This window comes from Brevibacillus sp. NRRL NRS-603, from assembly GCF_003013445.1.
Lineage (GTDB): Bacteria > Bacillota > Bacilli > Brevibacillales > Brevibacillaceae > Brevibacillus > Brevibacillus formosus.
On sequence record NZ_PXZN01000031.1, the window covers coordinates 79,991 to 100,967 of the forward strand.

The 20,977-nt window shown below is 49.0% G+C and carries 19 protein-coding genes and 1 tRNA gene; 5 read left to right on the plus strand and 15 right to left on the minus strand.

The window, feature by feature from the left end:
* Positions 1-82: 82 nt before the first annotated feature.
* A tRNA-Ala gene (locus tag C7R94_RS22405) sits at positions 83-158 on the minus strand.
* Between the two features lie 170 nt (positions 159-328).
* On the minus strand, positions 329-2,920 hold the full coding sequence (locus tag C7R94_RS22410) for an Ig-like domain-containing protein (RefSeq protein ID WP_106784862.1): 2,592 nt from the start codon (positions 2,918-2,920) through the stop codon (positions 329-331).
* 182 nt (positions 2,921-3,102) lie between these two features.
* Here C7R94_RS22410 and C7R94_RS22415 point away from each other — a divergent pair, with 182 nt between their 5' ends.
* A complete protein-coding gene (locus C7R94_RS22415) occupies positions 3,103-3,744 on the plus strand; it encodes a YdcF family protein (protein ID WP_106784864.1) in 642 nt (213 codons plus the stop codon).
* Here the strand turns inward: C7R94_RS22415 and dnaI are convergent.
* The 3 genes from dnaI to nrdR all read right to left on the minus strand — a co-directional run bounded on the left by dnaI (position 3,721) and on the right by nrdR (position 6,740).
* Positions 3,721-4,653: a primosomal protein DnaI gene (gene dnaI, locus C7R94_RS22420; protein WP_088906362.1), complete on the minus strand. Its 933-nt coding sequence runs from the start codon at positions 4,651-4,653 to the stop codon at positions 3,721-3,723. The two genes, C7R94_RS22415 and dnaI, sit on opposite strands and share 24 nt — an antisense overlap.
* A gap of 15 nt (positions 4,654-4,668) precedes the next feature.
* Complete coding sequence (locus C7R94_RS22425; RefSeq protein WP_106784866.1) at positions 4,669-6,108, minus strand: replication initiation and membrane attachment family protein; 1,440 nt, start codon at positions 6,106-6,108, stop codon at positions 4,669-4,671.
* A gap of 152 nt (positions 6,109-6,260) precedes the next feature.
* Positions 6,261-6,740, minus strand: a complete 480-nt coding sequence (nrdR, locus tag C7R94_RS22430; RefSeq protein ID WP_012685137.1) for a transcriptional regulator NrdR — start codon at positions 6,738-6,740, stop codon at positions 6,261-6,263.
* Between the two features lie 137 nt (positions 6,741-6,877).
* On the opposite strand from nrdR, the gene C7R94_RS22435 reads away from it, so the two are divergent.
* On the plus strand, positions 6,878-8,011 hold the full coding sequence (locus C7R94_RS22435) for an HD-GYP domain-containing protein (RefSeq protein WP_106784868.1): 1,134 nt from the start codon (positions 6,878-6,880) through the stop codon (positions 8,009-8,011).
* Positions 8,012-8,072: 61 nt separating this feature from the next.
* Here C7R94_RS22435 and C7R94_RS22440 read toward each other — a convergent pair whose 3' ends face one another.
* From C7R94_RS22440 to polA, 5 genes are all read right to left on the minus strand, one after another.
* A complete protein-coding gene (locus C7R94_RS22440) occupies positions 8,073-9,119 on the minus strand; it encodes a glyceraldehyde-3-phosphate dehydrogenase (protein ID WP_106784870.1) in 1,047 nt (348 codons plus the stop codon).
* Positions 9,120-9,294: 175 nt separating this feature from the next.
* The gene (locus tag C7R94_RS22445; protein ID WP_106784873.1) at positions 9,295-9,858 is read right to left on the minus strand and encodes a lytic transglycosylase domain-containing protein; all 564 of its coding nucleotides are present in this window, start codon (positions 9,856-9,858) and stop codon (positions 9,295-9,297) included.
* Positions 9,855-10,463 carry a dephospho-CoA kinase gene (gene coaE / locus C7R94_RS22450; protein WP_047070637.1) on the minus strand — a complete coding sequence of 203 codons (609 nt, stop codon included), beginning with the start codon at positions 10,461-10,463 and terminating at the stop codon, positions 9,855-9,857. The genes C7R94_RS22445 and coaE overlap by 4 nt, the downstream gene beginning before the upstream one ends.
* A 21-nt stretch (positions 10,464-10,484) precedes the next feature.
* Positions 10,485-11,312: a DNA-formamidopyrimidine glycosylase gene (mutM, locus tag C7R94_RS22455; protein ID WP_047070636.1), complete on the minus strand. Its 828-nt coding sequence runs from the start codon at positions 11,310-11,312 to the stop codon at positions 10,485-10,487.
* 48 nt (positions 11,313-11,360) lie between these two features.
* Positions 11,361-14,009 (minus strand): DNA polymerase I, encoded by a 2,649-nt coding sequence (gene polA, locus C7R94_RS22460; protein ID WP_106784875.1) that lies wholly within the window; start codon positions 14,007-14,009, stop codon positions 11,361-11,363.
* 140 nt (positions 14,010-14,149) lie between these two features.
* On the opposite strand from polA, the gene C7R94_RS22465 reads away from it, so the two are divergent.
* Positions 14,150-14,932 (plus strand): divergent polysaccharide deacetylase family protein, encoded by a 783-nt coding sequence (locus tag C7R94_RS22465; RefSeq protein ID WP_106784878.1) that lies wholly within the window; start codon positions 14,150-14,152, stop codon positions 14,930-14,932.
* Here C7R94_RS22465 and C7R94_RS22470 read toward each other — a convergent pair.
* The gene (locus C7R94_RS22470) at positions 14,903-15,646 is read right to left on the minus strand and encodes an N-acetylmuramoyl-L-alanine amidase family protein (protein ID WP_106784880.1); all 744 of its coding nucleotides are present in this window, start codon (positions 15,644-15,646) and stop codon (positions 14,903-14,905) included. The genes C7R94_RS22465 and C7R94_RS22470 overlap by 30 nt on opposite strands.
* Positions 15,647-15,776: 130 nt before the next feature.
* On the opposite strand from C7R94_RS22470, the gene C7R94_RS22475 reads away from it, so the two are divergent.
* Positions 15,777-16,721 (plus strand): DMT family transporter, encoded by a 945-nt coding sequence (locus C7R94_RS22475; RefSeq protein ID WP_106784883.1) that lies wholly within the window; start codon positions 15,777-15,779, stop codon positions 16,719-16,721.
* Positions 16,684-16,824, plus strand: a complete 141-nt coding sequence (locus tag C7R94_RS30090; protein ID WP_157966774.1) for a hypothetical protein — start codon at positions 16,684-16,686, stop codon at positions 16,822-16,824. The genes C7R94_RS22475 and C7R94_RS30090 overlap by 38 nt, the downstream gene beginning before the upstream one ends.
* A 62-nt stretch (positions 16,825-16,886) precedes the next feature.
* On the opposite strand, the gene C7R94_RS22480 is transcribed toward C7R94_RS30090, so the two are convergent.
* Genes C7R94_RS22480 through C7R94_RS22495 form a run of 4 tightly spaced genes read right to left on the minus strand, consistent with a single transcriptional unit; the run spans position 16,887 to position 20,810 of the window.
* Positions 16,887-18,461 carry a DHA2 family efflux MFS transporter permease subunit gene (locus C7R94_RS22480; RefSeq protein WP_106784885.1) on the minus strand — a complete coding sequence of 525 codons (1,575 nt, stop codon included), beginning with the start codon at positions 18,459-18,461 and terminating at the stop codon, positions 16,887-16,889.
* A gap of 15 nt (positions 18,462-18,476) precedes the next feature.
* Positions 18,477-19,706, minus strand: a complete 1,230-nt coding sequence (locus C7R94_RS22485; protein WP_106784887.1) for an efflux RND transporter periplasmic adaptor subunit — start codon at positions 19,704-19,706, stop codon at positions 18,477-18,479.
* Positions 19,707-19,712: 6 nt separating this feature from the next.
* Complete coding sequence (locus C7R94_RS22490; RefSeq protein WP_047070629.1) at positions 19,713-20,372, minus strand: HlyD family secretion protein; 660 nt, start codon at positions 20,370-20,372, stop codon at positions 19,713-19,715.
* 9 nt (positions 20,373-20,381) lie between these two features.
* The gene (locus C7R94_RS22495) at positions 20,382-20,810 is read right to left on the minus strand and encodes a MarR family winged helix-turn-helix transcriptional regulator (RefSeq protein WP_012685124.1); all 429 of its coding nucleotides are present in this window, start codon (positions 20,808-20,810) and stop codon (positions 20,382-20,384) included.
* Between the last annotated feature and the right edge of the window lie 167 nt (positions 20,811-20,977).

A 20,977-nucleotide genomic window follows, 5' to 3' on the forward strand; every position in this document is an offset into this window, starting at 1 on the left:
CACTCCACATCTGTTATTTAATTCAGAAACATAACTTCAAAACAAAAAAACGGCATCTCTGCCGTTTCCGTAGTTACTTATATGGTGGACCCTATCGGGATCGAACCGACGACCTCTACACTGCCAGTGTAGCGCTCTCCCAGCTGAGCTAAGGGCCCATATGTATAGTACTTCCAGCGTTTACCGCCTCAGTGAAATCAGTATAGCATACGCCCGCCGTACACTGCAAGCGAAAAAAACTGATAAATCCCCGTCCCTACTGAAAAAAACCTCGAAAAAAGCCAACCGATCCCACCCGGTTGGCTTTCCTCTTTTCCCCATCAACCCACTATCTCACAGTCACCACAATCGGTGTCTTCTTCCCACCATATTGCACATAAATCGTCGCTTTACCCGACCCTGTAGCCTTGATGATGCCATCTTTCACATCAGCTACCAACAGGCGAGAAGTGGTCCAGAGAGCTGGCTTGGAGACATCTTGCTCAGAGCCATCCATGTACGTCGCGATGGCTTTCACTTGCTTTGTTTCGCCTTTGCTCATCACGAGCTGAACGACATCTGTCTTCAAGTATTTCAACGTATCAACATCTACTGGGATGGACACGCTCTTGTCGTTGTACTTCGCTGTAATCGTAGCTTTTCCGTAGGCACGTCCTGAAACGAGGCCTTTGGTTACGTCAGCTACCTTGTAGTTGCTCGTTTTCCAGTCAGCCAGATTAGTAACATCCATAGTACGGCCATCGGAGAAGGTAGCGGTCAAGCTTACTTGTACGTTGCTGTTCGACTTCGTCGATACAAAGCGCTTGTTTGCTTCCAGCTTGCTCACGATTCCGACTTCTACTGGGATGCTGATCGATTTGCCACCGTATTTCGCGGTGATCGTGGCACGTCCGTTTGAGAGACCTGTTACGCGGCCGTTTACCACATCCGCTACTTTCAGCGAGGACGAGGACCATTCTGCATCGTTGGTCACATTGTCCGAATTGCCAGCGGAGTCTGTTGCGCTCAGCTTGATGTCTTTTGATTCATTGACGTTCAGGATCAGCATGCGAGGATCAACAGAGAGATTCGTCGCTTGGTCTACTTCTACCGCAATCGTAACCGACTTGCCGTCGAAGGTACCTGTTACGGTCGTTTTCCCTGCTCCTGTCGCAGTGATCTTCCCGTTCATTACTTCTGCTACAGCAGCAGAAGCTGTGCTCCATGTCGCTGTATCTGTTACATCCTTGGTCGTTCCATCTGCGTAAGCTGCTGTCAGCTTAACGGTTTCGGACTTGCCATTGCCAAGCACGATCTTTTTCTTGTCTACCGTCAATGTCTGCATGACGCCAACGGATACGGAAATGTTTACCGTGCGTGTTCCGTATGTTGCTGTTACGGTCGCTGCACCTGTGGACACACCTGTGATCAAGCCTTGACGCACGCTTGCTACGTTAGGTGCGCTAGATGACCAAACGACTTTTTGTGTGACATCTTCAGCAGAGCTTCCATCTGGATACGAAGCCTTTACCGTCACTTGCTTCGCGCCACCCACTGGGATCGCTACTGTCGTGATATCTGCGGTCAAGTTTTGTGGTACATCTACATCGACAACCAGTGTCGCTGTTTTCCCGCCGTATTTAGCCGTTACATTCGCCGTTCCAGCCTTGTAGGCGGATACGGTCTTGCCGCTTGCAAATACGACATCTGCATTGTCCGAAGACCACTCAACTTTTGAAGTGATGTCTTCACTCGTACCATTAGCGAAGGACGCGTTTACAATTACGTCTTTCGTTGATCCGCTTTTCATCGTCAAGTAAGCAGGAACGATATACAAGGAACGAGGTACTTCTACATCTACACGTACCTGAACGGATTTGTTTCCGTATTTCGCAGTAATCACCGCTTCACCGGACTTCACCGCATGGATTTTTCCGTTGCTGTAGTAAGCAACATCCTCGCGATCGGAGGACCATTCGGCCTTATCGTTCACTACTGTGGAACCGCCGTTATTGGCATAGGTTGCCTTCAGCTCGATGTCTTCTTCCTTGCCTACATTCATGAAAATGTTTTGCTTGTTGAGTTCCAGCTTTTGCGTTGTATCCACATCGACTTTGATCGTCGCTGTTTTTGTTCCATACTTCGCCGTAATGGTTGCTGTACCTGCGCCATAAGCCTTGATCGTGCCTTTGAGCGCATCGGCTACAGCGGTATTGTCTGAAGACCAATCAGCCTTGTCAGATACATCTTCCGTTACACTTCCATCCGGGAAAATGGCCTTGAGCTTGATTTTTTCTTCGCCGTTCAGCAAAAGTGACACCTGGTTTTTGCTAGGCTCCAGTCTGTGGGCGATCTCGACGTTTACAGAGATCGTTGTCGACTGGCTTCCGAATTTTGCTGTCACAGTACCTGATCCTGAATTCAGACCTTTGATTGCTCCATTTACTACTGTCGCAATCGCAGGATTATCGATGGACCAGTCTGCTTTAGTCGTTACGTCTTCTGTTGTCCCATCGCTGTATACAGCTGTCAGCTTTACGTTTGCCGTGCTGCCGATCCGTACGTTCAACGTTTGATCTTCTGTTGTCAGTGCCTTTACCTTTTTGGTTACATTCACACCCACTACGACAGGCTTACCCATGTAAGTAGCGGTAATGGTAGATTTCCCTACCGATTTGGCTGTGATCTGTCCGGCATAAACAGAAGCGATATTCGCATCCTGTGTCGTCCATTCTGTCTTGACGGTGACGTCTTCCGTTTTTCCGCTCACATAAATAGCGGTAGCCGTCAGGTTGGTAGAATCTCCATTTTCCAATGTTACCTCGTTCTTGGACAGAACGAGTCGGCTGATTTCATCGGCAGCCAATCCTACCCCTGCGTTTCCTGTCCCCACTAATAGCAGGACGGCCAGAAACAAGAGCATCGTTTTTTTCCAGAACATTGCTAGCCTCCCTCGCAAGTATGAAATTTGCTGTTCTTCGAAACCATTCCACCATTAGTATATCGGCAAAGTGCAAGGAACAATTTACTAGTTTTTCGTGTCAGGCGTGTGTCAAGGTTTGTAACTAGCTCCCATTTCAAACGTCTAAATAAAGAGAGCGACTACGAGGGAGATTTCGAAGAATGAAAAATCGAACAATAAACGCACAGCGTCCTTGCTGGCGCGGGATATGGATCTTGTTGGGGCTTGTCACGCTGCTCGGTCTGATATGGTCGGGCTACAACTTGTACCGCATCGAACAGACAATTGAGAAGGCCAACGCCCGACACGCAACCGTCGGCATTGTCCTTGGCGCAGCGGTCTGGGGTGAGGGACCTAGTCCTGGTCTGCGCGAACGTCTGGAGCAGGCGGCGATCCTGTATGAAGAAGGCTATGTATCGAAGCTGTTGGTTACAGGCGGCCTTGGTGAAGGAAAAACGATCACGGAAGCTGCTGTAAGCAGAAATTACTTGGTGGCCAAAGGAATTCCCGAAAAGGACATTTTGCTAGAAAGCAAGTCTACCAGCACATACGAAAACCTGCTGTACGGCCAGCAGGTCTTGGAGGAGCATCATATTCAGGACGCCCTGATCATCAGCCACGACTATCATTTGGCCCGTGCCATGATCATGGCTGATTCACTGGGAATTGTCGCCTCTCCCGTAGGGACGACGTCACAGGTCCTATTCGGACCGTATCATAAGGCGAGAGAAGTACTCGCTCTCACATATTGGGAGCTCTCTCGCCTCTTTACACAAGTGCTAGGAACGGTGGTTCTCGCGTAAAATTTCATACACATCGACAAAATGGCGGATTCGCTCCATGATGCGAGCCGCTTTTGTTTGTTCGATCCGATTTCCGTTGGAGATAGACAAATGCTCTTGCAGTTCATTCAGCGAGTAGTTGGAAGTAAACAGCGTAGGCAAATGGTTGTTTGCCCGCTGATTCAGTATAACCCCCAAAATCTCGTCCCGAACCCATGGCGTCAGGTTCTCCGCACCGATATCATCGAGGATCAGTACAGGTACTTCTTTCAGCAGCTCCAGCTTCCCCGCGTACGATTGATCTGAGATAGAATCCTTCATCTCCCGGATAAAGTCAGGCACATACACCAGCAAGGAAGCGACATTGCGCTCCGAGAGCTCACGACCGATTGCTCCCATGATGTAGCTTTTTCCAACACCAAACGGACCGTGCAAATAAAGTCCTTTTACCCGCTCGCCTGTTCCTACTTTTTCACAGAACTGAATCGCCGCATCTACGGTAGCCAAATTCCCGGAGTCAATGACCAAGCCCTCAAAGCTCGCGTTCAAGGTCTCTTCGGAAACGTAGTAGCTGCGCATCAGTCGGCGGCGGCGAATCTCTTCCTCGTGCGACAGCTGCTTGGAACAGGGCGTCATCGAGCTGATAATATGCTGGTGAGCCAGCTCCAAATGCGTGCTATGCCCCTTGACCAGATTCGGGCATTCGCCAAGACCCGGACAACGCTCACACCAATACTGCTCCTTGACTGCCGTATAGATATTGGAGAGCGAGCGAAGGTAATCGTCTCTGGTCAATGCGGGATGCTCTTGTTGAAATGCTTTTAAATACGCTGACGAACGGAACATTTTATCTAACTGCTGATCCGGTGTCAGCAACTGACGCGGCGTTCGTTTGGCGAGCTCTTGCATGAACTCACTGATAGATTCCACGTTCCCTCACACTCCTTATTTCCGTTTTCGCAAGGTTTCCAGTCTTTTCTGCAAGTCTGGAAAATCCTGAATGGACTGTTTCTTTTCAGCGTCCGGTGTGGTTTTCTCCTGAGACAGCTGCCACTCGACAGATGCCGGCAGCTTGTCCTGCAAGATGGCTCTACCGTTCCGTCTGACAGGGGTCGATTCCTTCTTGCCCGCTTTTGCCTTCTCGGCTGTTTGTGCCCGTTGATCCGCACGTTCGAGGATCTGCTTGACTGCCTCGTCAACTGTTGCAATCCGTTTCGCTTTCCAGCTGTCACGAATCGTCTCCATATACGCTTTTGGCAGTTCCATTTGCATGCTGGCTAGCGTATGGAGCAGCAGCGCATTGACGACTTCCGGCTGCATCCCATCTGTAAAAACAAGCGTTTCAGCCCGCTCCAAAAAGACCTTGCTGATTCTGCCACCGACGACTTTTTCCAACAGGGTCACCGGAGATAGCTGGCGACAAGCACGGATAAAGGCTTCGCTGCCAGGCTCTGGCAAGCGGCCAGGTCCAAAGCCCTCCTCTGCCATGTCGGTTGCAGGTGCCGTTCGGTATAGCTTGTCTTCCGTGTAGCGTTGTACCAAACGCTTGCGCAGAACTTCTCCGTCCAAACTCCGATCCGATTTGTACAACGTCCAATCACGCAGCTCCTGCCCCATCCCCCAGCTGTCCAGCTGATAGAAATGGCATAGTGAGAACAACAGCTCCATGCTCTTGCCTTCCAAAACTTTAACCGAGTCGGCATTATCCGGCAGGTACAGGCGCAAGGACGATACACTCAGCGAATGGTTGACTTGTGCCTCGTAGCCAGATTTCATCGGCGCTTGCGGGAAGCTGGTGTCCATCTCGGTTAAAAACTGATCCCGCTCCGATCCTTTTTTCACTTCCAGCTCCGATGGCTTCAACGACTGGAACACATCATGAAAGTCCTTCGTGACGTTTTCCACAATGGTGTATTCTTGATCCAACTGACTGCCGAGCGTATCTGCATAATGCTGGCGCAGTTGCGAATAGCGAACGTTTTCGATTTTGTTTAACAACATCAACGACAGTACATAGTCTGCAAAAAACTCAGCCGGACTAAGCGGCGGTTTGATCAAATACTCGTAATAATAGTCACGCTGCTGATTTTCCCTGCGGCGCACCTCGACTAGCCCGATTGCCTCCAGACGTTCACGCGCATCCAATAGCCGATCCAGAGAAAGCGAAGTCGTCAGCATCAAACTGCGATGGGTCCCCTCCGAGGAGGCTCCGCTCACCTCCTGCACACCATGGGCGAGCAGTTGGTAGAGAGCGTACGATTCGACACCGATGATCGGCAAGTATAGCTGCGTAACAAAGCCCATTTCGGCAAAGCCAATCGGTCTTGCCATCCGCACCAGATAACGATCCTTCGGCAACAACTCGTTCCAAACTAAACGACGCATCAGATCTTTCCTTCCTGACAAAATTCGATTCTTTTATTATAGCACGACTACCTATTCATTCGCGGAAAAATCAGCTGGAAAGCCAAAGAAGCCCTGGCGGATCGGCCGCAAGAGCGAGGGAGATGTTGCGAGTCTGGCAGAGAAAAGCTCATCTATTCTTTTGGAAACGAGCTGTTTCGCGCTTGAGCCAAAAGCTCCTCCAGCTCTTTCATAAATACATTGATATCTTTGAATTGGCGGTAAACAGAAGCGAAGCGCACATAGGCGACCTCATCGACATGGTATAAACGCTCCATGACCTTCTCCCCAACGTCATTGCTCGGGATCTCTGCTTGCCCGCAGCTGCGCAATTCTTTTTCAATGTCATTCACGACATTTTCAAGCACTTCCAACGGTACGGGACGCTTTTCACAAGCGCGCACCAGCCCGCGCAATATCTTGTCTCGACTGAATTCCTCGCGTGTTCCGTCCTTTTTCACAATTAACAAAGGTGTTTCTTCTACCATTTCAAAGGTAGTAAACCGACGCTCGCAGGCTTCGCACTCACGGCGGCGGCGAATGGATTTATTATGATTGAAAGGACGTGAATCCAGGACTCTAGTCCCATTATATTCGCAAAATGGACAACGCATATCAGAATCAACTCCAATACTGACAATACTTGTCTACAGTGTCCCTCATATTCCTGTCAGAAGTCAAGTCAATCCTTGTACCTATTTAAAGCATAAGTCGAATGGAGTACAATTATGGTACTGTTGGAGGGATAGTCATGCGTTTAGTATCTTTAAAACACCTACAGCCTGGAATGAAATTGGGACGTACGGTCTTCACGGAAGATGGAAAGGTGCTACTTGGAACCGGTATGCAATTAACGGAACGACTCATTACCGGATTAGAGCGAGCTGGTGTTGATTCGGTGTATATCGATGATCCCCGTACCAATGACATCGTTGTGGAAGAAGTGATTCGCCCACAAACCAGACAAGTAGCTGTAGAAGCCATCGAGAAGACGATCAAACAAATTACAAACTCAAACAAGCTGGCCAGAAAAATTTCCTTAAAAGAAATGGGCCTTCATTTTCAGCGTGCCTTTAGTTCAATTTTGGACGACCTGATGCAAAACAAGCAAATGGTTGGACATTTGACGACGATCTCTTCCCATTCGCCATCGTTATACCATCACTCCGTGAATGTGGCTGTGCTGGCGACTGCTGTGGGCATGTCTCTGGGCTACAATCGCACACAGCTCATGAACCTAGGGATAGGCGCGATGCTGCACGATATCGGCAAAGTGAGCCTTCCTGAAGAGCTGTTGCAAAAAACAGAGCGTTGGACGGACGAAGAGAAGGAAATCGCCAAACAACACACGATGCTTGGCTTTAATTTGTTGCGAAAGCAGCATGACATCTCGCTTTTGTCAGCCCACGTTTGCTTGCAGCACCATGAACGGCTAAATGGAAGTGGCTATCCACAAGGATTATCCGGCAAGCAAATTCACGAATTCGCGCAAATCGTCGGTCTCTGTGATATTTACGACTCATTGACTTCCCCGCGTCCATGGCGCAAGCGGTACATGCCACAGGATGCTGTAGAATACCTGTTTGGGTCTGGCGGTACGCTATTCGAGCACCATCTAGTAAATGCCTTTATCAAGCACATTGCTATCTTCCCGATTGGGAGCAGCGTTGTTTTGAATACCGGAGAAGTCGGGGTAGTGAGTCGGGTAGATCCGGATTATTCGCATCGTCCTACTGTGCGTGTGATAAAAGACGGACGAGGAAACGACGTCCCTAGCCCTTATGACCTCGATCTCAAGGCGAACATCCGACTGTTTATTGTCGGCTTTGAAGATGATGATCTGTTTAACGTGAACTCATTAGAAGAATCTCCTACCTCATCGTAAATACGAAGCAACGAAAAACCCCTTTGCTCGAAATTCGGCAAAGGGGTTTTGTTTATGCTACTTATTTTACACCAACAGCAGCTGCTTCTTTTGTTGCAGCTTGATTGTTCTGCTCAGATACGTGGCGAACCAGGTCTACAACACGGCAGGAGTAGCCCCACTCGTTATCGTACCATGCAATCACTTTTACCTGATTGTCTCCCATTACCATCGTAGAAAGACCGTCAATGATCGAGGAGTGATCGTTGCCATTGAAATCGCTGGAAACGAGTGGCTCATCGCAGAACTCGAGGTAGCCTTTCATGCTGCCTTCGCTCGCTTCACGCAGGACGCGGTTTACTTCATCCAATGTAACTGGCTTCTTCGTATTGACCACCAAGTCTACTACAGAAACGTTTGGAGTCGGTACGCGCAAGGAAAAACCGTTCAGTTTGCCATTCAATTCTGGTAGAACGATTCCTACTGCACGAGCAGCTCCTGTCGTCGTTGGAATGATGGACTCGCTAGCTGCACGTGCACGACGCAGGTCTTTATGCGGATTGTCGAGATTCACCTGATCGTTTGTAAACGAGTGAATGGTAGTCATAAGACCTTGTTCGATACCAAATGCATCGTTGAGCACTTTTGCCACAGGTGCGAGACAGTTGGTTGTGCAGGAAGCATTAGAGATAATGTGGTGATTGGTATGGTCGTAGGTGCCTTCGTTTACACCCATCACGATCGTCACGTCTTCTTCTTTCGCTGGTGCTGTAATCACAACTTTTTTCGCACCGCTTTGCAGGTGCTTGCCAGCGCCTTCGCGATTGTTGAACTTGCCTGTAGCTTCTACAACGATCTCTACTCCGAGGTCACCCCAAGGCAGCTTCAGCGGATCACGGTCAGACAGTACAACTGTTGCTTTTCCATCTACGATAATCTTGTTGTCTTGGACTTCCACTTTATTTTGCAGGCGTCCGTGGATTGTGTCATATTTCAACAAATGTGCAAGCGTCTCCGCTGGATAGCTGGCGTTGATTGCAACGATTTCAATGTTGGGGTCCTGGATAGCGCGGCGGAATACCATGCGGCCAATACGTCCGAAACCATTAATACCGATTTTAATTGTCATATATAGAAACCCCTTTCGAATTGAGTTACGCTTATCTGATACTTTTATTATAATAAGTATGACACAATTATCAATGTGTTTTACTGAAAAATAAATATTTGGACGATTTACCCTACCCAAAAAAAGAGGAAAAAGCCGCTCTCTAGTCCGTAAGAGAAGCGGCTTTTCATGATTTTTAACGTAATTGAAAGTCGTATATATTTTTGTACCGATCATGATAATAGAGCACTCGCTGGACATATTGACGGGTCTCCCCATATGGAATGTCCTCAATCGTCTCTCGAGTTCCGTTCCATTGCTCACTCGTGAGCCATCCGTTTACTTTTCCAGGACCGGCGTTGTAGGCGGCAATGACTTTAACGATATCGCCATCATAGCGGGACAGCAAAAAATCGAGATACCATGTCCCAATCTCGATGTTCATGACAGGGTCGTACAAGTATTGACTGTCCTTTGGAAGGAAGCCAGCCTCCTTGACGATCCATTGCGCTGTTTCTGGCATGATTTGCATGAGCCCGATCGCACCCTTTTTCGAAACGCGATCTGTCGCAAACCCACTCTCGGAACGAATGACGGCCAATACCAAATGAGGGTCCACCTCATATTTCAATGCAGCCGTCACAATCTGCTGTTCATATTTGATCGGGTACATCCATTTCCACACCAATGGCGTGTTTAGCAGCAAAAATACACTCGCCAAAACGAGCACGATCAATGCTGCACGTTTGCCAAAACTCATGATTGACGCTCCGATCGAATCGCGGCTAAAACCGCCTCCACTTGACGCTCGGTTTCTTCACGTGAACCAGAATTATCGATCAAAAAATCTGCGCCCTGCTTCTTCTGATCAATGGGAAACTGCGCCCGCAGTCTTTTTCGTGCTTGTTCTTCTTCCAATTCATCGCGCTCCAGCATTCTCGCCAATTGCATCTCGTAGGGGGCATAGACAACCACGATTTTTTCTACCATATGTGTAAGCTTGCTCTCATACAGCAGAGGAATATCCATAAAGACGATCTCGGCTCCATTCGCTTCCGCTAATTCGGCCTCTTCCCGCATGACGCGGCGTACCTCGGGATGGACGATGGCATTCAGCTTTTGACGCTCGGACTCGTCCGAAAACACGATCTCACCTAGTTTTTTTCGATCAATTTGACCATCTTCCAATAGGATTTCTCTTCCAAAATGGCGCACGATCGCTTCATAGGCCAGTTTTCCTGGTTCTACGACCTCTCTGGCGATTTGGTCGGCGTCAATGACAGGAATTCCACGCTCTCGAAGCATTCCTGTCACCGTGCTTTTCCCAGTGGCAATTCCGCCTGTTAACCCTAGTATCATGCCCATCCTCCTCCCTCGGTCGAACTGTTATAGCTTTTGACAATCAGGGCAAATATGCGTCCCTCTGCCACCGACTACAAACCGAATGATTTCGGTCCCGCATTTCGTACACGCCTCATCTTTTCGTCCATAAACTAATAGAGATTGCTGGAACATTCCCATCTCGCCCTGTCCGTTCACATACGACTTAATGGAGCTCCCACCTTGTTCTACCGCTTCTTGCAAAGTGGAGACGATGCTTTCGTGCAGTCGGTTAACTTCTTTATCGGTCAGCTTTCCTGCTGGTTTCTCCGGATGAATGCCTGCTTTAAAGAGTGACTCGTCCACATAAATATTCCCCAACCCTACAATACATTCCTGGTTTAGGAGAAGCGGCTTAATTTTTGTTGACCGTCCTTTTAACAATTTCCCCAAAACCTCAGGAGTAAAACTTTTATCTAGCGGTTCTACCCCCAGTTTTGCCAAAGGTCCGACGGTTGTTTCCTTTCCCTTAGGGAACAGATCCATCGTCCCGAACTGGCGAACATCCCGATAACGCAGCTCTGTTCCGTCCGTAAAATGGAAGACGACATGGGTATGCTTCTCAACGGGATCATCCGCCTGATACACACCATAACGCCCTTCCATGCGCAGATGGGACACGAGCACGTCCTCGTTCAAGAAAAACTGAATGAATTTTGCCCGCCGTTGGATATCCTGGATGGTTTGTCCCACCAAGAGAGATTTGAAAGCTTCCACGTCATCCGGCTGACGCACGATACGCGCCAAATGAACACTGACTCTTTCAATCGTTTTTCCCATAACCAAACCACGCAGAGTCCGTACGACGGTTTCTACCTCCGGCAATTCTGGCATATGCCCTCCTCCTCTCGCTGCCTATCCATCTTTATGTTCCAGGCATGCCTACTTCGCATCGTACCAGGTGCGCCCGTCACTAACGTCAACCTTGAGCGGCACGTTGAGGGACAGCGCACTCTCCATCACTTCCGGTACCAGCTTGCGCATGACCTCCAGCTCATTTTCTGGCACTTCAAATACAAGCTCATCGTGCACCTGCAAAAGCATGCGGCTAGCGAGACCCTTCTCCTCGATTGCCTCCTGCATGCGAATCATCGCCAGCTTGATCACATCGGCAGCAGTCCCCTGGATCGGCGTGTTCATCGCAGTACGCTCGGCAAACGAACGCAGGTTAAAGTTGCTGCTGCGAATATCAGGCAGGTAGCGGCGGCGGTTCAACAAGGTCGTCACATAGCCATCCGCCTTCGCCTGCTGGACGATCTCGTCCATCCAGCGCTTCACACCGGAGAAGACGTCAAAGTAACGCTCAATGAAGTCCCCGGCTTCTTTACGAGTAATATTGAGGTTTTGGGACAAACCGTAATCGCTGATGCCGTATACGATCCCGAAGTTGACCGCCTTGGCCTGACGGCGCATCAGCGAGGTCACTTCTTCCTCACTCACGCCAAATACGTCCATAGCGGTGCGGGTATGAATATCCATTCCTTTTTGGAAGGCGTCAATCAAGTTTTCGTCTTGCGAAATGTGGGCCAAAATCCGCAGCTCAATCTGGGAATAGTCGGCCGCCAGCATATACCAGCCGTCCTCTGACGGGATAAACGCCTCGCGAATCTTGCGACCTTCTTCCATACGGATCGGGATATTTTGCAGATTCGGGTCCGTACTGGACAGGCGCCCTGTCGCCGTAGTCGCTTGGTTGTAAAGCGTATGCACCTTGCTCGTCTTCGTATGGATTTCCTTAGTCAAGCCCTCAATATACGTAGAGCGGAGCTTGCCTAGCTGACGGAAGGTCAGGATCGCATCAATGATCGGATGGTAAGGGGCGAGCTTCTCCAATACATCCGCACTGGTAGAAGGCCCTGTTTTGGTCTTTTTCAATACAGGCAGAGACAAGCGGTCAAACAAAATTTCACCCAATTGCTTCGGCGAGTTGATGTTGAATGCCCCACCCGCCAGCTCGTAAATCTGATCTGTCAGACCCGCGAGCTTTTTATCCAAGTCTTCCCCCATTTGCACGAGACGCTCACTGTTTACCTTCACGCCTTGCTTTTCCATGAGAGCCAATACCATACTCAGCGGAGCTTCCAGTTCACCGAGCAGCTTTTCCATTTCGTTTTCCGCCAGCTGCTCGCGCAATACAGGCACGCTCTGCCAGATGGCTGCCGCTTTATGCGCCACATGCTCGCTCAGCACGTCCATTTCAGGAACAAGACGCTTCGCACCCTTGCCGTACACCTCTTCATCTGCCAATACCCGTGTCTGTGCGTATTGTGCCGCAATGCTATCCAAGGTCGGGTTGCTCTCAGCCGCATTCAGCAGGTAAGAAGCGAGGTACACATCAAAGCTGATGCCTTTTATCGCTAAATCATGCCAAGCGAGTCCAACCGTGTCTCGCTTGCCGTCAAATACCCACTTCTCCTTCGCCGGATCAGCCAGCCACTCACAGAGCACCTTCCATTCCTTGGCTACGTCCCACGGAACGAACATCACTGTATCTTCCGCAGCCAGACCAATCCCGAGGAAAGGCGCATGATGATAGTTTTCCCCATCCATTTCGATGTAAAGAGCCATTGGCGAAGTCAGCTTGGACTCGTACGCCGCCTTGTTTTCCTCTGAAATCCTCTCAAACGAAAACGGCTTGGCGTCTGCTTGTCCGCTTCCATCTGCTGACTGCGCCACTTTGATCTTGGACAAGAGCGATTTGAACTCCATCTTTTTAAAGAACTCGCTGACAGGTACGCCATCATAGCCTTCAAAGCCAGTCTCTTGCACATCCAGCTCCACTGGCGCTTCACGCAAAATGGTTGCCAAGGCTTTACTCATGTTCGCCTTGTCTACATTCTCACGCAGGTTCTCTTGCAGCTTTTTGCCTGATACTTTATCGATGTTTTCCAGTACTTGCTCAACAGAGCCGTATTCGTGCAGCAGCTTTAGCGCTGTTTTTTCCCCGACACCAGGTACACCTGGAATGTTGTCGGACGAATCGCCCATCAAGCCTTTCAGATCAATTATTTGGAGCGGCTTCAGGCCGTACTTTTCGTGAATTTCTTGTGGAGTGTACAGCTCGATTTCGCTGACTCCCTTGCGCGTCAAAGCCACAGATACATGCTCGGACACGAGCTGCAGCATATCTTTGTCTCCGGTAATGACAGTCGTTTTCCACGCTTGCTCATCTGCTTGCTTCGTCAACGTACCGATAATGTCATCCGCCTCGTAGCCTTCCAGCTCGAAGCGTTTGATTGAGAAGGCATCCAACAGCTCCCGAATCAGTGGAAACTGTTCAGACAGCTCCGGTGGAGTTTTGCTGCGTCCCCCTTTGTACTCTGCATACTCGCTATGGCGAAACACGACTTTTCCCGCGTCAAAAGCAACCATAATATGCGTTGGCTTCATTTCCTCCAACACTTTTAACAGCATAGTCGTAAAGCCCAGCACTGCGTTCGTATGCAGTCCTGCCGATGTGGACAACAAAGGGAGCGCATAAAACGCCCGGTTCGCAACACTGTTTCCATCAATCAACACAAAATGACTCAAGGAATTCGACCCCTCTCGTTACAAAACTACTATCTTTAATCGTAACATAGGGCAAACATCAAAGCCAAGCCGTAGATATGGCGGGTAAAGCACAAGGTGATTGAACAGACTATGAAAAAATAGACAAGGAAGGTGATTCGATGAATTGGAGGAAATCGCTTCCTCTCTTGCTCGCATTATTTCTATCCTTTGGCTGGTTGCCAGCGACGGCCAACCCTAGTGTGGAGCCCAAACCCGCTGGAAAAAAGGTGATCGCATTTGTTATCGATGATTTCGGAAACAACATGCAAGGGACAGAGGAAATTTTATCGATGCCCGTCCCTCTGACTATCGCCGTCATGCCGTTTCTGCCAAGTACAAAGAAGGATGCCGAGCTCGCCCATCAAAAAGGTCACGATGTCATCTTGCATATGCCGATGGAGCCGATGAAAGGAAAACGCTCCTGGCTTGGTCCCGGTGCCATTACCGCTGATCTGTCCGACGAAGAAATTCGCAGTCGCGTCGAGAAAGCCATAGACGATGTGCCTCACGCGATTGGCATGAACAATCATATGGGCTCAAAAATAACGGCTGATGAGCGGATCATGCGCATCATTATGAAAGTGGTCAAAGAACGCGGGCTGATCTATTTGGACAGCAAAACGACCGACAAGAGCGTTGCAGGTAAGGTTGCAGCTGAAATGGGCGTGCCTTTTGCAGAAAATCTATATTTTCTGGATGATATCTATACGGTCCCCCATATTACCAAGCAAATGGAAAAGATCTGCCAAAGAATCGGAAACCATCCGATCTGCATCGCGATTGGTCATGTCGGACCCCCTGGCAAGAAAACAGCCTCCGTTCTGCGCCAGTACATCCCGCGGATTCAGAAGGAGGCCGAATTTGTAACCATTTCAAAGCTTATCCAGCAAACTGCTCATTAATTTTCGCCACCAGCGCTCCTCAACGCTCGCCTCCGTTTTCTTGCTTTCCGACAGCTTTACGTATTCGCTCACTGCCTCTGTAATGGCCTGAGCGATTTTTTCTTGTGCTTTGGGATTCGTTAACATTTCGCGATCCTGCGCGTTGCTGATAAATCCCATCTCTACGATGACAGACGGACAGTAGTTATGACGGAGCATGTAGTACGTCTTGCCCCTCACTGGCTTTTCGTTTGTGCCTGTGAGCTTGTTCAGCGAGTTTTGCAGCAGCTCTGCCAACAGGTAGCTTTCTTCTGTATTTTGATGCAAAATAACCGCTCCCCTGCGCCGAGGACTGGGTGACCAGTTTACATGCAAGCTGAGCATCATCTGCGGGCCAATTTCTTTTGCCAAATTCTTGCGCTGAGCCAGGTCACGTATATGGCGGGATCGGTTGTCTAACCAACGATTGTCATCACTTAGGGCGACATCCTTGTGGCGGTTCAAAGCCACGGTGTAACCCGCAGCTGTGAGTTGTTGGTAGAGTCGTTTGGCAATTTGCAGATTGATGTCTTTTTCGTACAAATCCCCAAAAGATGTTCCCGAATCTACACCTCCATGTCCAACATCAATCAAAATATGAAAGGGCGTGAGCGGCAATGCCTCGCCCCGTGTCGGGATACAGATGAGGATAAGCATGAAAGCAGCGGTACGGAAAATAGCCTGTAAGTTTCTCATGCCAGTAGGATAACCGGATTGAAAAGAAACCTTTCAAACGGCAAGGTACACATAACATTGTGAATTTTTTAATCCAACTGTACAATTACAATAATGAACCATGACCTTACCCGCATAAGAAGGTGTACTGATGAATCAATCTTTAGAAAAACCGTTATTCCCCCCGTATTTGGCTCTCTTAATCGGGGTGATCGCCATTTCCTCTTCTGCGATCTTTGTAAAGCTATCGGATGCGCCTGCTCCGATTATTGCTACGTACCGTCTGATTTTTTCCGTTCTCTTAACACTTCCTTTCTTATTCTGGAATCGTGGTGCCCTTGCAGAGATTGGAAAAATGTCCAAAAAAGTGTGGCTACTCTGTATTTTATCCGGAGCCTTTTTGGCAAGCCACTTTCTGTTGTGGTTTGAATCGCTGAACTACACATCTGTAGCCAGTTCTACTGTGCTCGTTACCTTGCAGCCCTTATTTGCATTCATCGGCGGTTATTTCTTTTTTGGTGAAAAAGTTCGATTTTTAGCTCTATCCGGCGGCTTGCTGGCGATTGCAGGAAGCTTCGTGATTGGCTGGGGAGATTTTCAAGTAGGCGGCATGGCTCTGTGGGGGGATTTCCTCGCATTAATGGGAGCTGTCACCGTGACGGGCTACTGGCTGGTTGGGCAGTACGTTCGCCAGCATATGTCCTCCTTTGCCTATACACTCGTCGTCTATACGGCCACCAGCGTGATTCTGGTCGCCTATGATCTGGCACTCGGGTATTCGCTTGTCGGCTACCCTGCTGCGGATTGGGGCTGGTTCTTCTGTCTCGCCCTGTTCCCGACCTTGCTTGGACATTCTATTTTTAACTGGATCATTAAGTGGCTCAATACGACGACGATATCCATGGGGATATTGGGAGAACCGATCGGGACTGCGATTCTCGCTTACTTCATCTTGGGTGAAGTGGTAACGCCTCCGCAATGGATCGGCGGATTGATCATTATCGCCGGCATTTATGTGTTCATTCGTTTTAACCAACCTGCTAAAGGAGTGTCCTCCATTGAACAAGCAACCGGAGAACCGAAAAAGCTTGCGTGAATTCGTCAAGGGACTGAGTATTTGGGCGAAGATTGGCTGGACGATTCTGCTTGGCTACATTGCAGGACGGATTTTGTACTGGTTATTTAAAATGATGTCCTGAAAGACAAAAGGGGCAATTCCAATGAAGTCTTCGATAAGACTTGCGGAATTTGCCCCTTGCTATTAGGCTGTTGCCTTCTCGGTTGCTGGCACCTGTTGCGTTTTTTTCGGCTTTTTATGCAGGAAGTACAGAAGTGGAATCGAGAGAACAATAGGGATAACGGAGACGAGGAAAGTATCCCCGATACCTTGGACCAACGATTCTTTTGCCATCATTCCATACAAAATCGCGCTGGCTCCCCCTGACGCACTCGCCGCATCTACCCCTACTTGCCCATACATTCCTGAAATACCACTGATAAACTGCATCGCCATATCCGTATTCAAGTTTTCAGAGATGGAAGCCATGTGGAAATTTTGACGCGCCTGCATGATCACGGTCAAAATCGCAATGGCAAACGAGCTCATGACCTGACGCAATACGTTGGACAGCGGAGAAGCATCCCCCACACTTGCACGCGGAACGGCGTTCATCCCTACAGTAGACAGCGTCATCATGCACAATCCGATTCCAATCCCGCGAATGGTCAAGATCATATCGATCCACGAGTGCATGCTGTCAGCAGATAGATTGTGCAGCTCATACGTCGTGACGCTCATGATGGTCAAGCCGATCAATCCAATCGGACCGATCCCGTATTTATCCATCAGCTTTCCGCTGATTGGCATCATGATCGCCATGGCAATTGATTGCGGCATCAGCAGGATTCCTGACTCCATCGCCGTTAAGCCCTGAATGTTTTGGAGGAAAATCGGCATCAGGAAGATACCGCCCATCATCCCCATCATAACGAAGCCGGAAGTGAAAATGCTGATGGTGAAGGTAGGAATCTTCAAAAGCCGCAAATCAAGCAGCGGACTTTCCTTCCCCAGCTCGACCCAGACAAACAGGATCAAGCTCATTACCGCAATGAAAAACAGACTGACGATGAAAAAGGAGGTCCAGCCCTCTGCTTGCCCTTTACTTAAAGCGAGCAGCAGCGTCCCGAAACCGACGATGGAAAGAAACGCTCCCAAAAAGTCGAACTTCAACTCTGGCTTTTTCGGCGTTTCCTTGAGCAGAACGATACTCATGATCACCGCAAAAATACCAAAGGGTACACCTACCAGAAAAAGAAATTGCCAGCTTAAAAATTCGATGAGATACCCACCCAATGTCGGGCCCAACGCAGGGGCTGTCATGGCAGCAATCCCGAATATCCCCAAAGCCATTCCGATCTTTTCACGCGGAACGATCATGTAAATCATGGACATCCCGATTGGCATAATCATCCCCCCGCTGACACCTTGCACGACGCGGAAGGCAATCAGCGAAGAGTCACTCCACGCCAAGGCGCAAAGGATGGACGAAAAAGTAAATGCGGATAAGGAGAGTACAAATATTTTTTTCGCCCCGAATTTGGCGGACAACGAGCCGCTCATAGGAATCATGACGGCGTTTGCCAGCATATATCCGGTCAATACCCACTGCATGGTCTCAGTAGTTGAACCAAAAATATTGACCATGGCAGGCAGGGCAACGTTAATCAAGCTATTGTTCAGAATCGCAACGAAGGTTCCTGAGAGGATGGCGACAAGAGACAGCCACATGCCGCCGTTCCCGCTTTTCTCCTCTCGGTGTGCCACCGCTTCCGCCATGTGTCAACACCTCCGTTAGTTTGCGATCACCTTGCTGCCCTCGGACAGTTTGTCTGTCGGGTTCAGCACAATTTGATCATTGTCTTTGACGCCATTCGTGACAGTTGTCCAGTCGCCGCTTGCATTCTCTACAGCAACTTCCACCTGATGTACAACGTTGTCGTCTACAGTATAGACGTAATGCTTGCTGTCCTTTTCCAGCACAGCTGACGTCGGTAATTTTGTTCCTGCTGTTGCCTGGCCTTGAAGCATGACCTCTGCTACCATACCTGCGCGCAGCAAGCCGTCCTGATTATTTACCTTCACTTTGACTGGGAACGAACTGCTGTTGGTATCCGAAATCGGAGAAACAAACTCAACGGTACCTTTCAGCACCTTCCCACCCAGACTGCCTACCTTCACATCAACAGTAGAGCCAACCTTCACTTGGTTGATTTGGTTTTCCGGTACGCTTGCTTCTACTTTAACATCTGCCATATTCACTAGAACCATGAGAGGTGTCCCCGCTGCTGCCATTTCTCCCGGGTCAACCGAGCGCTTGGCAACGATACCTGTGATTGGCGCACGAATAATGGTATTGTCATAATTGCTTTTTGCCAGCTCCAGATTGGAGCCCAAACGGCTTACTTCTGCTTGCAGAGCCGCTACCGTGTCAGCAGTTGGGCCTGCTTTTGCCAGATCGTATTGGGCTTGCGCCTGTTCAAGACCTGTGCGCGCCTTTTCCAATTCCAGAGAAGATTTCTCCAGCTCAGCCTGGGACAATGCGCCTGCATCAAACAGGGCTTTCATCCGATTGTAGTTGCTCTCGACCACCTTCAGGCTAGCTTCTGCCTGGGTGACAATACTTCCAAGCTGTGTCAGCTGCTCATTGCGTGCACCTGCTTTCGTATCTCTCAGCTTTGCTTGAGCGCCTGCAATGGCTGCCTGTGCCTGATTAATTTGCTGCTGAAAATCGGCCGCCTCCAGTGTGACCAGTACATCTCCTTGCTTGACGACTGCGCCTTCTTTTACATTCACGCTCGCTGCTTTTCCAGATACTTTAGAAACGACTTGGATCTCCTCAGATGCCGCCACCTTACCACTGGCGATGACACCCGTAGAGGCAGAGGTCACCTTCCACGTCTTCACGACAGGGACATTCTCGCTCGTTTGCGATGCAGAAGATGTCTCACTACAGCCCGCCGCAATAAGCGAAACGGCCGCCATGACTGCAGCGATTGTTTTCCATTGTGCTGTTTTTTTCATGCTTGATTACATCTCCTTCACGTGCACTTTTATCTCGGCGTTCAATCCGGCAACGAGGTCCAGGCCTGCTGTGTCATCTATGGCGATTTTGATCGGGATACGCTGGGTTACCTTGGTGAAGTTCCCACTCGTGTTGGTCGCTGGCATCAAGGAAAATGTAGAATTCGTCGCCTTTCCGATCTCTATCAAATGACCGCCCAATTTCTTACCTGGGTAAGCGTCAACCGTAAAATCGACTTTTTGACCGAGTTTCAACCGTTCGATTTCAGTCTCTTCCAAATTGGCGGAGATGTACAATTTGCTTTCGTCAATCACGAGAGCTACCGATTGCCCTGTCGAAACAATCTCTCCCTCTTTTGCCTGCGTTTTAATTACCGTCCCTGTAATGGGGGAACGCAACACGCTGTTTTCCAGCATGGTTGTTGCTACGTTGGTTGTATCTTGCTGCCCTACGATTTGATCCGCTATAACGGTGTCGCCTTCTTTGACAGCGAGTCCGGTCAGTTTGCCTGTCATTTTCGGCATGACACGATAAATGTCTCCCGTAATCCGGGCATCTTGTGTGGTTACATAATGTGCACCTTGATACCAATAGTAGTAACCGATTCCTCCACCACCTGCCACGAACAGGAGCAAAATGACATACAAAACCAGTTTTCGCTTCATGGTTTCTCCTCAACTTTCTCGTTCTTCTAGTTTCGCAATCAATGTTTCCATCGACTGAATAATGATGTCTAAATCCTCATCGGAAAATCCATGGAAAATACGCTTGTAAAAGTTCTCTGAGAAAAAATCAACCTTTGCGAACAGCTCGGAAATCTTCGGTGTTTTACGAATCCAGACAACACGCCGGTCATTCTCATCACGTACACGTTCTACGAGCTGTTCTCGTTCCAAACGATCTATGATGCCAGAAACGGTGCTGTAGGATAAGTCTACGGCTTTGCTTATCTGACCGATCGTTTTGGGATCAGGATGTATTTCTCGAATGACCATTAGCTGCGGGACAGTCACACCATATTGGGACAGTTCTTTTGTGGCCATTGTTCCAAATGTCTTGTTCAACCGTTTTAACAAGTCCCGAATATGCAGTGATTTATTCATAGTGCACTCCTTTCTTAAGTAATATTTCGTGTACGAAATTTATCACATGAAAACTATACGATGTTTTTCTTTCCGTGGCAACTATTTCTTTAGGTTAAACTTTAACTAGGCAACCTTTTAAAAGCAGTCGTTGGTCGGGCTGTAGTCGTGGGGAGGAAACAGGAGAA

What these genes read in the sequence shown, in the direction of transcription:
- C7R94_RS22490 (WP_047070629.1), bottom strand. Translation starts at nt 20,372, where the DNA reads ATGAAGCGAAAACTGGTTTTGTATGTCATTTTGCTCCTGTTCGTGGCA.
- C7R94_RS22415 (WP_106784864.1), top strand. Translation starts at nt 3,103, where the DNA reads ATGAAAAATCGAACAATAAACGCACAGCGTCCTTGCTGGCGCGGGATA.
- C7R94_RS22445 (WP_106784873.1), bottom strand. Translation starts at nt 9,858, where the DNA reads ATGAGTTTTGGCAAACGTGCAGCATTGATCGTGCTCGTTTTGGCGAGT.
- C7R94_RS22435 (WP_106784868.1), top strand. Translation starts at nt 6,878, where the DNA reads ATGCGTTTAGTATCTTTAAAACACCTACAGCCTGGAATGAAATTGGGA.
- mutM (WP_047070636.1), bottom strand. Translation starts at nt 11,312, where the DNA reads ATGCCAGAATTGCCGGAGGTAGAAACCGTCGTACGGACTCTGCGTGGT.
- C7R94_RS22485 (WP_106784887.1), bottom strand. Translation starts at nt 19,706, where the DNA reads ATGAAAAAAACAGCACAATGGAAAACAATCGCTGCAGTCATGGCGGCC.
- C7R94_RS22465 (WP_106784878.1), top strand. Translation starts at nt 14,150, where the DNA reads ATGAATTGGAGGAAATCGCTTCCTCTCTTGCTCGCATTATTTCTATCC.
- C7R94_RS22410 (WP_106784862.1), bottom strand. Translation starts at nt 2,920, where the DNA reads ATGTTCTGGAAAAAAACGATGCTCTTGTTTCTGGCCGTCCTGCTATTA.
- C7R94_RS22470 (WP_106784880.1), bottom strand. Translation starts at nt 15,646, where the DNA reads ATGAGAAACTTACAGGCTATTTTCCGTACCGCTGCTTTCATGCTTATC.
- C7R94_RS22475 (WP_106784883.1), top strand. Translation starts at nt 15,777, where the DNA reads ATGAATCAATCTTTAGAAAAACCGTTATTCCCCCCGTATTTGGCTCTC.
- C7R94_RS22495 (WP_012685124.1), bottom strand. Translation starts at nt 20,810, where the DNA reads ATGAATAAATCACTGCATATTCGGGACTTGTTAAAACGGTTGAACAAG.
- nrdR (WP_012685137.1), bottom strand. Translation starts at nt 6,740, where the DNA reads ATGCGTTGTCCATTTTGCGAATATAATGGGACTAGAGTCCTGGATTCA.
- C7R94_RS22440 (WP_106784870.1), bottom strand. Translation starts at nt 9,119, where the DNA reads ATGACAATTAAAATCGGTATTAATGGTTTCGGACGTATTGGCCGCATG.
- C7R94_RS22425 (WP_106784866.1), bottom strand. Translation starts at nt 6,108, where the DNA reads ATGCGTCGTTTAGTTTGGAACGAGTTGTTGCCGAAGGATCGTTATCTG.
- coaE (WP_047070637.1), bottom strand. Translation starts at nt 10,463, where the DNA reads ATGGGCATGATACTAGGGTTAACAGGCGGAATTGCCACTGGGAAAAGC.
- C7R94_RS22480 (WP_106784885.1), bottom strand. Translation starts at nt 18,461, where the DNA reads ATGGCGGAAGCGGTGGCACACCGAGAGGAGAAAAGCGGGAACGGCGGC.